The sequence below is a fragment of the Pseudomonas marginalis genome, assembly GCF_900105325.1.
Taxonomy (GTDB): Bacteria; Pseudomonadota; Gammaproteobacteria; order Pseudomonadales; family Pseudomonadaceae; genus Aquipseudomonas; species Aquipseudomonas marginalis.
Genome location: NZ_FNSU01000003.1, coordinates 2,864,096 through 2,876,343, shown reverse-complemented (window position 1 = coordinate 2,876,343; position 12,248 = coordinate 2,864,096). Strand labels below are relative to the sequence as shown.

Genomic DNA, 12,248 nt, shown 5'->3' with positions numbered 1-12,248 from the left:
CGAACGCCTTTTTTTTGCAGACTGTTGTTCCTGAAATGAAATGCGTGAGGAGAAAGGTATGCTGATTCTGACTCGTCGGTGCGCAGAAAGCCTGATTATCGGTGATGGCGAAATCACCGTGACCGTGCTCGGCGTCAAAGGCAATCAAGTGCGTATCGGGGTTAACGCTCCGAAAGAGGTGGCGGTTCATCGCGAGGAAATCTTCTTGCGGATCAAGAAAGAGAAGGACGAAGAACCAAGCCTTTAATTTTTATCGTTTTTTATGTTTGCAAACGGGGATGAACGTGGTTAATATACGCCCCGTGTTGCGGAGAGCTGGCCGAGTGGCCGAAGGCGCTCCCCTGCTAAGGGAGTACACCTCAAAAGGGTGTCGGGGGTTCGAATCCCCCGTTCTCCGCCATTATTTGCTTAGTACGTTGCAATCTGGTTTTTTCGTTAAGTTGTTGAAATTAAACGAAAAAATAGCTTTACATAGAGATTGAACGGCCTATAATGCGCGGCAACAAATGCACTCGTAGCTCAGCTGGATAGAGTACTCGGCTACGAACCGAGCGGTCACAGGTTCGAATCCTGTCGAGTGCACCATTTAAGAGTTAGTTGCAGTAATGCAGGTAGCTCGGCTTCAACCAGTTGTGATCTGGTCTAAAAACACAATATGCACTCGTAGCTCAGCTGGATAGAGTACTCGGCTACGAACCGAGCGGTCACAGGTTCGAATCCTGTCGAGTGCACCATACAAACAAAAAGCCCGCCTAGTGCGGGCTTTTTTCCGTCTGGGGTTTGTGTGGATCCTTATCTTTTTCTCCTTCCTTATGTGTTTTCCATTCCGGTGATGGCGTCGCAGTTGAATAGGTGTGGCCAATACTCAACTTTGGCTCGCAAGCGCTTGTTCTTTCCAGTTTTTTGACGTTAAAACCGGACGCACGGTGTATCATTGCGCCCGTCAGCCCCGCCGGGGCTTATGGAATACCTCCATGGACTTACCCAGTAGTTACTCAGTACCCCGTTTTACCAATCATGAATTGACTGATTGATCCTTCCGGCGTGCCCCGCTGCTGGGAGTGGAGTTCGCCTATGACCGAAGTAGAAGTAAAGAAAACACAAGAAAGCCTGCAGGATCGCCTGGCTCAAGTCATCGAGCTGCTGCAGCGCCAGCGCGTGGTCGAAGATTTCACGCACCGCCAGGATGGTCCGAATAACGACCTTGTCGAAAACCTGGTCCACCGCCAGAACCTCGTCGAGTTGCAACGCAAGCTCGATGACCTGCACTCCGCCGACGTTGCCTACATTCTCGAAGCCTTGCCCCTGGATGATCGACTGACCCTCTGGCAGTTGGTCAAGGCCGACCGCGACGGCGACATCCTGCTCGAAGTATCCGACTCGGTCCGTGAAACCCTGATCGCCGACATGGACGATCACGAGCTCCTGGCGGCCGCCAGGGAGATGGACGCTGACGAACTGGCCGACCTGGCTCCAGAGTTGCCGCGTGATGTTGTCCATGAGTTGATGGAGGCTCTTGACGGCCAGCAGCGTGAGCGCGTGCGCTCCGCGTTGTCCTATGACGAGGATCAGGTCGGCGCACTGATGGACTTCGAGATGGTCACCATCCGCGAAGACGTCAGCCTGGAAGTGGTCTTGCGTTACCTGCGCCGGCTGAAAGAGCTGCCGAGTCATACCGACAAACTGTTCGTGGTCGACTATGAAGGCATTCTCAAGGGCGTGCTGCCGATCAAGCGCCTGTTGGTCAACGATCCGGAGAAAAAGGTTGCTGACCTGATGGCCAGCGATACCGTGAGCTTTCACCCTGATGAGGATGCCTACGACGCAGCGCAGGCCTTTGAGCGTTACGACTTGATCTCTGCCCCGGTGGTCGACAAGAACGGCAAGCTGATCGGCCGTCTGACCATCGACGAAATCGTCGACTTGATTCGTGAAGAGAGTGAAACCGAAGTCCTCAACATGGCGGGTTTGCGTGAAGAGGAAGATATTTTTGCGTCAGTCTGGCGTTCCCTGCATAACCGCTGGGCCTGGCTGGCCGTTAACCTGATTACCGCGTTTATCGCCTCCCGTGTGATCGGGCTGTTCGAAGGTTCCATCGAGAAGCTGGTGGCCCTGGCGGCATTGATGCCGATTGTGGCAGGCATTGGTGGTAACTCGGGCAACCAGACCATCACCATGATCGTACGCGCCATGGCGCTGGACCAGGTCAGTACCGCCAACTCTTCGCGCCTGCTGCGCAAGGAGTTGGCAGTGGGCCTGATCAATGGCCTGGTGTGGGGTGGGGTGATTGGCGTGGTGGCCTACTTGCTGTACGGCAGTTGGTCCCTGGGGGTGGTGATGACCGCTGCCATGACCCTCAACCTGCTGCTGGCGGCCCTGATGGGGGTGCTGATCCCCATGACCCTGGCACGCCTTGGGCGCGACCCGGCCATGGGCGCCAGCGTGATGATCACGGCCATGACCGACAGTGGTGGCTTCTTCATCTTCCTCGGTTTGGCGACGATCTTCCTGCTCTGATCTGTCTCGGCCGGGCGCCCTCTGCTACGTGATAAGAATGTCGAGCCCTGTGAATCCCGGGCAAAAAAAAAGCCAGCACAGGGCTGGCTTCGGCTTTCAGTGGCGGATCAATTGGCTTCTGCGGCCGCCTCTACGTCGTGCGCGATAAGCGAGACGAGGGCATTTTGCTGGCGGTGGGAGAGCTGACGAAAACGCTGCAGCAGTTCGCGTTCGTGCAGCGACAGCTCGGGGCTGTCCAGGCGCATGCTCAGTTCGTCACCCAGCGCACCTTCCTGAATAAGGCTCTGCTCCAGGCGCGCGATGATTTCGGAGTTCATGCTGCGGTGATGATTGCGAGCCACCTCGGCAATGCGTTCCCGCATTCCGTCTGGCAGACGTACGACGAACTTGTCAGCCGTACGGCTGGAATAAATTGCCTGTTTCAATGGGCGCATATATTTAACCGGTTAGTTCAGGGGAGCGGTTATTGGAATTGGCCGCAAGATGAGTGTTAAGACAAGACTCACGACCAAAGTTCAACCCGAATTGCAAAGAGGCCGCATCATGCCTCAGATTTGCCAGTTCCTTGGCGTCAATTCTGTGACAAATATTGAACTGCCTAGAGGCTTTATGCCAGCACTCATTTGCATTTTTGCGGACTGGTTGGAAAACTTTTCCATGAGTGATTCCACGATGGAACTTCCCGTAAGTCCAGGCCACCACAGGGTTTGAGGTCGCACATCCTATAGCAAAGTGGCCTTTTGCCCTTAGTTTTAAGACTAGTGGCAATTTGCCGATTTACTAGGACGAGGCGACATAAGGTAGGGGGAGGGCAGTGCAGAGAAGGGAGGGGTCAGCGTAAAACCGGGTCAAATTTGATTCGGCGACTCACGACGAGCGTCAACAGAAGCAGGCCTGCGAAAACGCCGGCGGCGACGAATGCGCTGGTTTGCCCATCCTGGGAGCTTGCACTCAGGCCCATAAGGCCAGTGGCGATGGTCAGGCTCAGGAACAGCCAGGCAAATTTGCTCATGATCAGCGTCCTTAAAAAACCCAGTGTTCAGATGCCGGCGCTGCCTGGGTGCCTTGAGTCAGGCGTACTGGCGCTTGTGCATTCGGTGTCATCACGGCCAGTTGCGGACGTTGTTGCAAGTGGTGGGGGACTGCCTGCTGGCTGATCTGGGCGGGGTCGTTGCTGCCAGTCGATTGAAAGTGGAACATCACCAGTGCAGCCAGGGCGACGGTGTTGAGAGCTAACAGAATGGCACTGTTCATGGTCATGTTCTCCGTTTAACGCACTGGCTGAATGGGGTTTGCAGGAGAACTGTTGCAGGTGTCGTGCCAATGTATTAATTCAATAAAATCAATGGCTTGAGTTTGATTTGGCGGGCTGAAGGATTGCAATTTGCAATGCTGGCATTTTGGGTGGTTGCATTTTGCACGATGAGGCCAGGTGCCCGTATTCGCGGGGCGAAACCGCAATTGCCCGGGCAAGGCTCGGCCTACACTTAAAAAGCCCACGGACGACATGACAAAACCCACCTCGGCCGTTAACATGCACGCCGTCCGTCGCAGTGCCCTTGGCCTGATGGCTGTCATTTGTCCCAGTAGCTCAATTGGATAGAGCATCCCCCTCCTAAGGGGAAGGTTGGCCGTTCGAACCGGCCCTGGGACACCAGATTCGTAGCCCATAGAGAAAGCCCCGTACAGAACCTCCTGGCGGGGCTTTTTTGTGCGTGCTCGATCTTTTTGCACGCAGGTCGAACCTTGCCGCCGATCAAGGTTCACAGCAGGTGCCGTGATGTATTTGTCGCAACCATGTACCTTGCGCGCCATCCGACAGCGTCTGAGCTGTTAAGCAAAATAATCCCCGGAAACAGCGCATGTTGCCTGTCCGGACCCGGTCACCCCGGACTATCATGCCGATAGCCCTGTCTCTCACCGCAAGGAGCCGCTCGGAACGCCGATGCGCCAGATCTGGAAATCTTTTCGAGCCCTTTATTTCGCCTCCTTGATGATGCTGATTGGCTCCGGCCTGCTCAGTACCTACCTGGCCTTGCGCCTGGCGGCCGACCATGTCGACAGCCTTTGGGTGGGTGCGCTGATGGCGGCCAACTACTTTGGCCTGGTACTGGGCGGCAAGATCGGGCATCGCCTGATTGCCCGGGTCGGGCATATCCGCGCCTATGCCACCTGTGCCGGGATTGTCGGTGCGGCGGTGCTGGGCCATGGCCTGGTCGATTGGCTGCCGGCCTGGATTGTGCTGCGGATAATCGTGGGCCTGGGTATGATGTGCCAGTACATGGTCATCGAGAGCTGGCTCAATGAGCAGGCAGATGCCAAGCAGCGTGGCGTAGTGTTCAGCGGTTATATGATCGCCTCCTACCTGGGTCTGGTATTGGGCCAGTTGATACTGGTGATGCATCCCCAGCTTGGCCTTGAGCTGCTGATGCTGGTGGCGCTGTGCTTCGCCCTGTGCCTGGTGCCGGTGGCCATGACCCGGCGCATTCACCCGGCGGCCTTGCATCCTGCGCCGATGGAGCCGCGCTTCTTTATCAAGCGCGTGCCGCAGTCGTTGAGTACGGTGTTGGGGGCGGGGTTGATCGTCGGGTCGTTCTACGGCCTGGCGCCGCTGTATGCCTCCCAGCAAGGGCTGAGCACCGAACAGGTGGGTCTGTTCATGGGTAGCTGCATTTTTGCCGGGTTGCTGGTGCAATGGCCCCTGGGCTGGTTGTCGGATCGTTATGATCGCGCGCTGCTGATCCGCTGCTTTGCCTTGTGCCTGGCGGTGGCGGCACTGCCGTTGGCAATCATGACCCAGGTGCCGCTGGAGGTGCTGTTCGTGGCGGGCTTCCTGTGTTCTCTCGTGCAGTTTTGCCTGTATCCCTTGGCGGTGGCGTTTTCCAACGACCATGTGGAAGGGGATCGCCGGGTATCGCTGACGGCCATGCTGCTGGTGACCTACGGTATCGGCGCCAGCGTCGGGCCGTTGCTGGCGGGTGTGGTGATGAAGCTGTTCGGCAGCCAGATGCTGTATGCGTTTTTCAGTCTGTGCGCGCTGATCCTGGTGTGGCGAATCCGGCCTAAGGCGGTGACCAATCTGCACCAGGTGGAAGATGCCCCCCTGCATCACGTGGCAATGCCCGACAGTATGTCGAGTTCACCGCTGGTGGCGGCGCTGGACCCGCGGGTCGACGAGCAGGTGGTGCAGGAGCAGATGCAGACTGTCCCTGATCCCGAGCCGCAGGTCGATCCGGAGCCGCCGGTGGATGAGCCCGTCTTCGAAGGGCCACCTGAGCCCCTGGGGCCGGACGAGCATCCTCACGAATTGAGCAGGGCGCGCCCCTGAAAATAAAAACGGGCAGATCCCAAAGGGTCTGCCCGTTTTTTTCTGCGATCGTTAAGGATCAAAAATCGTCGTCTTTGTCGAACCGTCGTGCTTCACGCTGCAGCTGGTACACAAAGCGCTCGACCTGGCGTTGCACCAAACCACTCATGTTGTGGAAGCGCACGCCGGCAAAGGTCGTGTTGATTCTTTCTTCGAAGTGCAGGTATCGCAGTTCGACGGCGGTGGTCATGCTGCCAAACGGCAGGGCTGCGATAAAACGGTCGTAGACCTGGCCCAGTTGCAGGCGCTCGGAAATATCCCCTTCAAAACGCAATTTGCAGCCGGTGGCGGAAATATCCAGCAGTTTGCCGTTGACCGGCAGCTGAAGTTTCTCGCCGCCCAGCTCGATATTCACCAGTTGCGCCAGCTTCAACGCGGCGCGGAAGGCATTGCGGCGCTGATGGTAGACCACCTCGTCCGGCAGGCTGCCGGTGTAGATACGGTGGCCGCCTTTTTCGCTGATGGTCAGGGTGCCTTTGCTTTCCCAGGCGACGCGTACGCCATCATGGAAACCTTCGATGCGAAAGGGTTCGCCGTTTTCGAGGTGGCGCTCGCCGTCGCGGGGGATCATTTCGTCCAGCGCCAGCATGTTGCTGTCGCGGTTGACGTCCACCAGGTAGCTCTGGAAGCGCTGGCTGCGTTCGTGGAAAGTGATGATCAGCGGATCATGGCTGTCTTGCAGCATCCGCAAGGTGCCGGCGATTTCCAGAGGCGTGGTGAGGACCTTGGGTGGCTGCGGGGCATCTTCCGCATTAAGGGCGTTGAACACGGTTCTTCCATCTCCAGACAAAATACGACTACACGCAAGAACCGGCATTTTGCCAGCATGTGGCGCGCCTTGGATAGGGCGCGCTGTAAACCGGTGTCAGGCTTGGCTGCGGGTGCTTGGCTTGACCAGGCGCGAGGTGGAGCCCTGGGCGTTATAGAGTGCCGGAGGCTCTCCGCCGTGGAGTATACGCAACTGGTTGGCGGTCGTGGCTTGCTGAAGCTGGATCGACTGACCGTTAAGCAGGTTGGCTTCCTGGCACTGGGCGAGCAATTGGTTGAGTTCTTTGCTCTGGGCCAGCAGTTGATCGCCGACCGAGGAGTGGCTGGCCAACTGCGCCAGGCCGTCGTGGTCTGCCGGCAGGCCGAGGCTGATGAGGATCTGGCTGCGTTTTTTGCCGTGCTGTTCCAGCAGGACGATCAACGACTGCTTGAGTGCCAGAATTTCTTCCAGCAGCGGCATGTCCCGGCCATAGAGGGCCAGTGATTCTTCTTTGAGCAGCTCGAGCAATTGTTGCGTCGGCGCTAGATCATCAATGATCAGTTGAAGCAAATGTTCGTCGTGATGCATGGCTGGCCTTGGGTTTTAAGCGTCCAAAAGCCCTGCGCAGGCCTTTGCCTAGCGCTCGGCTTCGAAGTTAAGCAGCTTGCTGGCTACACGGTTGCTGTCGACTTTATAGCTGCCATCGGCGATCGCCTGTTTCAATTCGGCCACGCGGGCTTTATTGACGACCGGTTGATCGCGCAGCGAGTCAGTGACCTTCTGCAACTGTTGAGCCTCATTGCTCAGGTGTACGGATTCCCCGCTCTGGCTGGCACTGGCCTGTTCTGCCTTGGCGGGCAGCGCCGGGGCCTTGGCTTCTACGTTGTCCTTGGGACTGGTGGTGCGCGTAGTGCCTGACGTCGTCGGGGTGTTATTCAAACGGCTGAAATCGATGACCATGATAAAAAAACCTCTGGGTATTTGGACGCTTGCCATGTTTTCGGCCATACCCGGACAAACTTTAGGCGCGAATGACAATAAATCTCCGCACGGGGCCTCTCGTGCACAGTGTAGGAAAACCCAGCGTCCTGTACCAGTAATCTATAAAGCGACCTCGACTTGCCCTGGGGCTGTCACCCGCGCCTTGATCACGCGGTTGGAGTTGAGGTTCTTGACGCGAATCTGTTCGCTCATGCCGCCGTTGGACAGTGCTTCGCCCGGCATTTTCACATTCAAGCCGCCGCTGCTCGCGGAAATCACCACCTGATCGCCCTTGCGGATGACCTCGGCCTGTTCCAGGTGCACCAGCGTAATCACCTGATCGGTGACCACTGGTCGGGTCAATTTCTGCCCGATGGCCTGGTCCAGGGATGTCAGGTAGCCCTGGCTGATCTGGCTGATGTCGCGTTCACGCAATACAACGTCCTCGAAACCGATGATGCCCGTGCGTTTCAGTGGGCGGGCAACCACCACCACGTCACGGAACAATTTGACCTGGGCCGGTACGAACACGGTCCAGGGCGAGGCGCCTTCGCAGCGTACCTTTACCGTTACGCGCCCGATGGGTTGGGCGGGACTTTCCAGGGTCGCTGTCAATTCCTTGTCGCACATCGGCATACGCAGACGCGGGTCCAACTGGTTGACCTGGATTTCATAACGCCCCGGCGTCTGTGTGGTTGCCAGATAATCTTCTACAGTGAACTCAAGAAAGCCTTGAGTGACGCCGATAAGTAGATCAGGCAAGGTGACGTTCTCTGCACGGGCCGTGGTGCCCAGGCTGAAGGCAAGCAGCGCCAGCGGTACGCAGAGCAATCTGCAAAACCGTGTCAGGTGAAGGCGTCGGGAAACTGTCGTTTTAATGTCCATAATTCAACAAATAGCAAAGCTCGTGCCGTTTTAGTGTTGGGGGCGCGCCGCCCTTGTAGGTATAGCCAAAGGTTTTAGCGTAGGAGTCATGGCATGGCAGGAGTAATGGATTCAGTAAACCAGCGCACACAGCTGGTAGGGCAGAATCGCCTGGAGTTGCTGCTGTTTCGCCTGGATGGCAAGCAGCTGTATGGCATCAACGTATTCAAGGTGCGGGAAGTGCTGCAATGTCCCAAGCTGACGATCATGCCCAAGTCCAGTCCGGTGGTGTGCGGTGTGGCGAATATTCGTGGTGCGACTATCCCGATTCTTGACCTGGCCCTGGCCACCGGTTCGGCTGGCCTGCAGGATCGCGAGAACCCGTTCGTGATCATTACCGAGTACAACACCAAGACCCAGGGTTTCCTGGTGCGCTCGGTGGAACGCATCGTCAACATGAACTGGGAAGAGATCCATCCGCCGCCCAAGGGCACTGGTCGCGATCACTACCTCACGGCGGTGACGCGGGTCGATAACCAGTTGGTGGAGATCATCGACGTGGAGAAGATCCTCGCCGAAGTGGCGCCCACCTCGGAGTCGATTTCCGTGGGTGTGGTCGACGCCGAAACGGCCCACAAGGCGGTCTCGCTGCGTGTGCTGACGGTGGATGACTCCTCGGTGGCGCGCAAACAGGTGACTCGCTGCCTGCAAACCGTCGGCGTGGACGTTGTCGCCCTCAATGACGGGCGCCAGGCGTTGGATTACCTGCGTAAGCTGGTGGATGAAGGCAAGAAGCCGGAAGAAGAATTCTTGATGATGATCTCTGACATCGAGATGCCGGAAATGGACGGCTATACCCTCACTGCTGAGATACGCAGCGATCCACGCATGCAAAAACTGCATATCATCCTGCATACTTCGTTGTCGGGCGTATTCAATCAGGCGATGGTCAAGAAAGTCGGTGCCGATGACTTCCTGGCCAAATTCCGCCCTGATGACCTGGCATCCCGGGTAGTCGACCGGATCAAGGCAGCAGATCACGGCTAGGGTTTTCCCCTGGCGGTCATACGATTTTAGAGGCGGTATCAGTGTCTACGGGTAATTTGGATTTTGAACAGTTCCGGGTCTTCCTGGAAAAAGCCTGTGGCATATTGCTCGGTGAAAACAAGCAATACCTGGTATCCAGCCGTCTTAACAAACTGATGGAGCAGCAGGGCATCAAGTCCCTGGGCGAGTTGGTTCAACGGATCCAGGGCCAGCCGCGCAGTGGCCTCAAAGAGATGGTGGTCGATGCCATGACCACCAACGAAACCCTATGGTTTCGCGATACCTACCCCTTTGAAGTGCTCAAGAGCAAAGTGCTGCCGGAGGCCATCAAGGCCAGCCCGGGCCAGCGCCTGCGTATCTGGTCGGCCGCCTGCTCTTCGGGTCAGGAACCGTACTCGATTTCGATGTCCATCGATGAGTTCGAGCGGACCAACATGGGCCAGCTTAAAGCCGGGGCGCAGATCGTCGCCACCGACCTGTCCGGCACCATGCTCACCAATTGCAAGACCGGCGAGTACGACAGTCTGGCCCTGGGCCGTGGCTTGTCCCAGGAACGCCTGCAACGTTACTTCGACCCGAAAGGGGCAGGGCGTTGGGCGGTCAAGGCGCCGATCAAGAACCGTGTTGAGTTTCGCTCGTTCAACCTGCTCGACAGCTACGCCAGCCTGGGCAAGTTTGACATGGTGTTCTGCCGCAACGTGCTGATCTACTTCTCGGCCGAGGTGAAGAAAGACATCCTGTTGCGCATCCACGGCACCCTCAAGCGTGGCGGCTACCTGTTTCTCGGTGCATCCGAGGCGCTCAATGGTTTGCCGGATCACTTCCAGATGGTGCAATGCAGCCCTGGGATCATCTACCAGGCTAAATAATCAGGCCACATAATAATATGGGAGGGGGCTTGCCCCCTCCCATATTTGTTTCTGCGGCAAAGTTAAAGAAAGCGGCAACTCCCCATTGCCGCTTTACTGGCGCCACGCGGAAACCCGTTGCCGCTTTTCTGGCATTGCCGCCGGCAAGCTCCTCGCAACCCCTTGATTTACGGGGGTATCAGATATTGGCATGCGCCTTGCTATAACCCTGTTAACAGCAGGTCAGCCTAAAGGTTTCCGCCATGAGCATCAGCTTCGATAAAGCGCTCGGTATCCACGAACAAGCCCTGGGCTTCCGCGCCCAGCGTGCCGAAGTCCTGGCCAACAACATTGCCAACGCCGACACCCCGAACTACAAGGCTCGGGACCTGGATTTTTCCGCCGTGCTCGCCGCACAGCAGGACAAGACCAAGAACGGCACCTTCGCCTTGAACATGACCAACAGCCGTCATATCGAAGCGCAAGGCCTGAGCAGTGGTGACGAGTCGCTGCTGTATCGCACGCCGATGCAGCCGTCGATCGACCAGAACACCGTCGACGCCCAGCTGGAGCAATCGGCCTATGCCGAGAACTCGGTGAACTTTCAGGCCAGCTTTACCCTGCTCAACAGTAAATTCAAAGGGCTGATGTCAGCCCTGCGTGGAGAGTAAGCCATGTCCCTGTCCAGTGTTTTCAATATTGCCGGCAGTGGCATGAGCGCGCAGACCACGCGCTTGAACACCGTCGCCAGTAACATCGCCAACGCCGAGACCGTGTCTTCGAGCATCGACCAGACCTACCGCGCCCGTCACCCGGTGTTCGCCACCATGTTCCAGGGCGGCCAGAGCGGTGGCAGCGATTCGCTGTTCCAGAACCAGGACGCCGCCGGCCAGGGCGTGCAGGTCCTCGGTGTGGTCGAAGACCAGAGCAACCTCGAGGCCCGTTACGAGCCGAACCATCCTGCCGCGAACGAAAAGGGTTATGTCTATTACCCCAACGTCAACGTGGTCGAGGAAATGGCAGACATGATCTCCGCCAGCCGCTCGTTCCAGACCAACGCGGAAATGATGAACACCGCCAAAACCATGATGCAGAAGGTCCTGACCTTGGGTCAGTGATAAGGGGCGCCAAATAATGGCCATCGTTGATACCACGACCAACACGGCAGTCCAGGACCTTTTCAACTCCAAGGTCAAGACCGCCACCGACAACACCACCGTCGCCGACGCTACCAAGACGGCGACGGGCAGCCAGTCCCTGGGCAAGGATGCGTTCCTGCAACTGCTGGTGACCCAACTGAAAAACCAGAACCCGCTGTCGCCTCAGGACAACGGTGCGTTCGTGGCCCAGCTGGCGCAATTCAGCAGCCTGGAAGGCATCAACACCCTGAACGACTCGGTCAATGCGATCTCCAGTAACTTCAGCTCCTCGCAGGCGCTGCAGGCTTCGTCGCTGGTGGGGCGCTCGATCATTACCCAGACCAACAAGGCCTTGGTGGACACGAGCAAGAGCATGACCGGTTCGGTGGCGGTGACTGCGGCGACGGGCAACGTCTCGATCAAGATCTCCGATAAAGACGGCAACGTGGTGCGCACTATCGATATGGGTGCCCAAAGCGCGGGTTCGTCAGACTTTATCTGGGATGGCAAGAACGAGAACGGTGAGGTCGCCCCGGCCGGCACCTACACCTTCGCGGCGACGACCAAGAACGACAAGGGTGAGTCGGTGGCCATGGCGACTTCGTTGCCGGCAACGGTGACCAGCGTGACGTTGAGCAAGACCGGCGGCGAAATGCTGCTGAACCTTGCAGGTGGCATGGGCAGCGTCAAGCTGTCGCAAATTCAGACTATCGGTACATAGAGCCGGCTAAATACGG

General features: G+C 57.5%; 15 protein-coding genes and 4 tRNA genes. 12 read left to right on the top strand and 7 right to left on the bottom strand.

The features are described from left to right. The first annotated feature begins 58 nt into the window (after positions 1–58). The 5 genes from csrA (at position 59) to mgtE (ending at position 2,517) form a co-directional block, all read left to right on the top strand. A complete protein-coding gene (gene csrA, locus BLW22_RS22530; protein ID WP_003233512.1) occupies positions 59–247 on the top strand; it encodes a carbon storage regulator CsrA in 189 nt (62 codons plus the stop codon). 62 nt (positions 248–309) lie between these two features. After that, a tRNA-Ser gene (locus BLW22_RS22525) sits at positions 310–400 on the top strand. Between the two features lie 108 nt (positions 401–508). Then, positions 509–585: transfer RNA gene (locus BLW22_RS22520), tRNA-Arg, on the top strand. 72 nt (positions 586–657) lie between these two features. Continuing rightward, positions 658–734: transfer RNA gene (locus BLW22_RS22515), tRNA-Arg, on the top strand. 340 nt (positions 735–1,074) lie between these two features. After that, on the top strand, positions 1,075–2,517 hold the full coding sequence (gene mgtE, locus BLW22_RS22510; protein ID WP_065926188.1) for a magnesium transporter: 1,443 nt from the start codon (positions 1,075–1,077) through the stop codon (positions 2,515–2,517). Between the two features lie 107 nt (positions 2,518–2,624). Here mgtE and BLW22_RS22505 read toward each other — a convergent pair whose 3' ends face one another. The 3 genes from BLW22_RS22505 to BLW22_RS22495 all read right to left on the bottom strand — a co-directional run bounded on the left by BLW22_RS22505 (position 2,625) and on the right by BLW22_RS22495 (position 3,771). Then, a complete protein-coding gene (locus BLW22_RS22505; RefSeq protein WP_003175643.1) occupies positions 2,625–2,951 on the bottom strand; it encodes an Arc family DNA-binding protein in 327 nt (108 codons plus the stop codon). A gap of 398 nt (positions 2,952–3,349) precedes the next feature. Then, entirely contained in the window at positions 3,350–3,529 is a 180-nt protein-coding gene (locus tag BLW22_RS22500) for a PA3371 family protein (protein WP_074847498.1), read from the bottom strand. A gap of 11 nt (positions 3,530–3,540) precedes the next feature. After that, the gene (locus BLW22_RS22495) at positions 3,541–3,771 is read right to left on the bottom strand and encodes a hypothetical protein (protein ID WP_065926187.1); all 231 of its coding nucleotides are present in this window, start codon (positions 3,769–3,771) and stop codon (positions 3,541–3,543) included. A 326-nt stretch (positions 3,772–4,097) separates the two neighbouring features. Between BLW22_RS22495 and BLW22_RS22490 the strand changes: the two genes are divergently transcribed. Beyond that, positions 4,098–4,174: transfer RNA gene (locus tag BLW22_RS22490), tRNA-Arg, on the top strand. Positions 4,175–4,462: 288 nt separating this feature from the next. Further along, on the top strand, positions 4,463–5,845 hold the full coding sequence (locus tag BLW22_RS22485; protein ID WP_065926186.1) for an MFS transporter: 1,383 nt from the start codon (positions 4,463–4,465) through the stop codon (positions 5,843–5,845). A 58-nt stretch (positions 5,846–5,903) separates the two neighbouring features. Here the strand turns inward: BLW22_RS22485 and BLW22_RS22480 are convergent, their stop codons facing one another. The 4 genes from BLW22_RS22480 to flgA form a co-directional block, all read right to left on the bottom strand. Next, positions 5,904–6,653 carry a flagellar brake protein gene (locus BLW22_RS22480; protein ID WP_065926185.1) on the bottom strand — a complete coding sequence of 250 codons (750 nt, stop codon included), beginning with the start codon at positions 6,651–6,653 and terminating at the stop codon, positions 5,904–5,906. Between the two features lie 96 nt (positions 6,654–6,749). Further along, positions 6,750–7,220, bottom strand: a complete 471-nt coding sequence (locus BLW22_RS22475; RefSeq protein ID WP_074847497.1) for a flagella synthesis protein FlgN — start codon at positions 7,218–7,220, stop codon at positions 6,750–6,752. Positions 7,221–7,268: 48 nt separating this feature from the next. Continuing rightward, positions 7,269–7,592, bottom strand: a complete 324-nt coding sequence (flgM, locus tag BLW22_RS22470; RefSeq protein ID WP_065939081.1) for a flagellar biosynthesis anti-sigma factor FlgM — start codon at positions 7,590–7,592, stop codon at positions 7,269–7,271. 141 nt (positions 7,593–7,733) lie between these two features. Further along, positions 7,734–8,498 (bottom strand): flagellar basal body P-ring formation chaperone FlgA, encoded by a 765-nt coding sequence (gene flgA / locus BLW22_RS22465; RefSeq protein WP_074847496.1) that lies wholly within the window; start codon positions 8,496–8,498, stop codon positions 7,734–7,736. 93 nt (positions 8,499–8,591) lie between these two features. On the opposite strand from flgA, the gene BLW22_RS22460 reads away from it, so the two are divergent. The 5 genes from BLW22_RS22460 (at position 8,592) to flgD (ending at position 12,232) form a co-directional block, all read left to right on the top strand. Continuing rightward, positions 8,592–9,524 (top strand): chemotaxis protein CheV, encoded by a 933-nt coding sequence (locus tag BLW22_RS22460; protein ID WP_027607784.1) that lies wholly within the window; start codon positions 8,592–8,594, stop codon positions 9,522–9,524. A gap of 41 nt (positions 9,525–9,565) precedes the next feature. After that, positions 9,566–10,393, top strand: coding sequence for a protein-glutamate O-methyltransferase CheR (cheR, locus tag BLW22_RS22455; RefSeq protein ID WP_027607785.1), 828 nt, complete (start codon positions 9,566–9,568; stop codon positions 10,391–10,393). Positions 10,394–10,635: 242 nt separating this feature from the next. Then, positions 10,636–11,043 carry a flagellar basal body rod protein FlgB gene (gene flgB, locus BLW22_RS22450; RefSeq protein WP_003175633.1) on the top strand — a complete coding sequence of 136 codons (408 nt, stop codon included), beginning with the start codon at positions 10,636–10,638 and terminating at the stop codon, positions 11,041–11,043. Positions 11,044–11,046: 3 nt separating this feature from the next. Continuing rightward, positions 11,047–11,490: a flagellar basal body rod protein FlgC gene (flgC, locus tag BLW22_RS22445; RefSeq protein ID WP_024076985.1), complete on the top strand. Its 444-nt coding sequence runs from the start codon at positions 11,047–11,049 to the stop codon at positions 11,488–11,490. Positions 11,491–11,506: 16 nt separating this feature from the next. Beyond that, positions 11,507–12,232 (top strand): flagellar hook assembly protein FlgD, encoded by a 726-nt coding sequence (flgD, locus tag BLW22_RS22440; RefSeq protein WP_027607786.1) that lies wholly within the window; start codon positions 11,507–11,509, stop codon positions 12,230–12,232. Positions 12,233–12,248: the final 16 nt, after the last annotated feature.

What these genes read in the sequence shown, in the direction of transcription:
- flgD (WP_027607786.1), top strand. Translation starts at nt 11,507, where the DNA reads ATGGCCATCGTTGATACCACGACCAACACGGCAGTCCAGGACCTTTTC.
- flgA (WP_074847496.1), bottom strand. Translation starts at nt 8,498, where the DNA reads ATGGACATTAAAACGACAGTTTCCCGACGCCTTCACCTGACACGGTTT.
- BLW22_RS22495 (WP_065926187.1), bottom strand. Translation starts at nt 3,771, where the DNA reads ATGAACAGTGCCATTCTGTTAGCTCTCAACACCGTCGCCCTGGCTGCA.
- BLW22_RS22485 (WP_065926186.1), top strand. Translation starts at nt 4,463, where the DNA reads ATGCGCCAGATCTGGAAATCTTTTCGAGCCCTTTATTTCGCCTCCTTG.
- BLW22_RS22475 (WP_074847497.1), bottom strand. Translation starts at nt 7,220, where the DNA reads ATGCATCACGACGAACATTTGCTTCAACTGATCATTGATGATCTAGCG.
- flgB (WP_003175633.1), top strand. Translation starts at nt 10,636, where the DNA reads ATGAGCATCAGCTTCGATAAAGCGCTCGGTATCCACGAACAAGCCCTG.
- flgM (WP_065939081.1), bottom strand. Translation starts at nt 7,592, where the DNA reads ATGGTCATCGATTTCAGCCGTTTGAATAACACCCCGACGACGTCAGGC.
- flgC (WP_024076985.1), top strand. Translation starts at nt 11,047, where the DNA reads ATGTCCCTGTCCAGTGTTTTCAATATTGCCGGCAGTGGCATGAGCGCG.
- BLW22_RS22505 (WP_003175643.1), bottom strand. Translation starts at nt 2,951, where the DNA reads ATGCGCCCATTGAAACAGGCAATTTATTCCAGCCGTACGGCTGACAAG.
- mgtE (WP_065926188.1), top strand. Translation starts at nt 1,075, where the DNA reads ATGACCGAAGTAGAAGTAAAGAAAACACAAGAAAGCCTGCAGGATCGC.
- csrA (WP_003233512.1), top strand. Translation starts at nt 59, where the DNA reads ATGCTGATTCTGACTCGTCGGTGCGCAGAAAGCCTGATTATCGGTGAT.
- BLW22_RS22500 (WP_074847498.1), bottom strand. Translation starts at nt 3,529, where the DNA reads ATGAGCAAATTTGCCTGGCTGTTCCTGAGCCTGACCATCGCCACTGGC.
- BLW22_RS22460 (WP_027607784.1), top strand. Translation starts at nt 8,592, where the DNA reads ATGGCAGGAGTAATGGATTCAGTAAACCAGCGCACACAGCTGGTAGGG.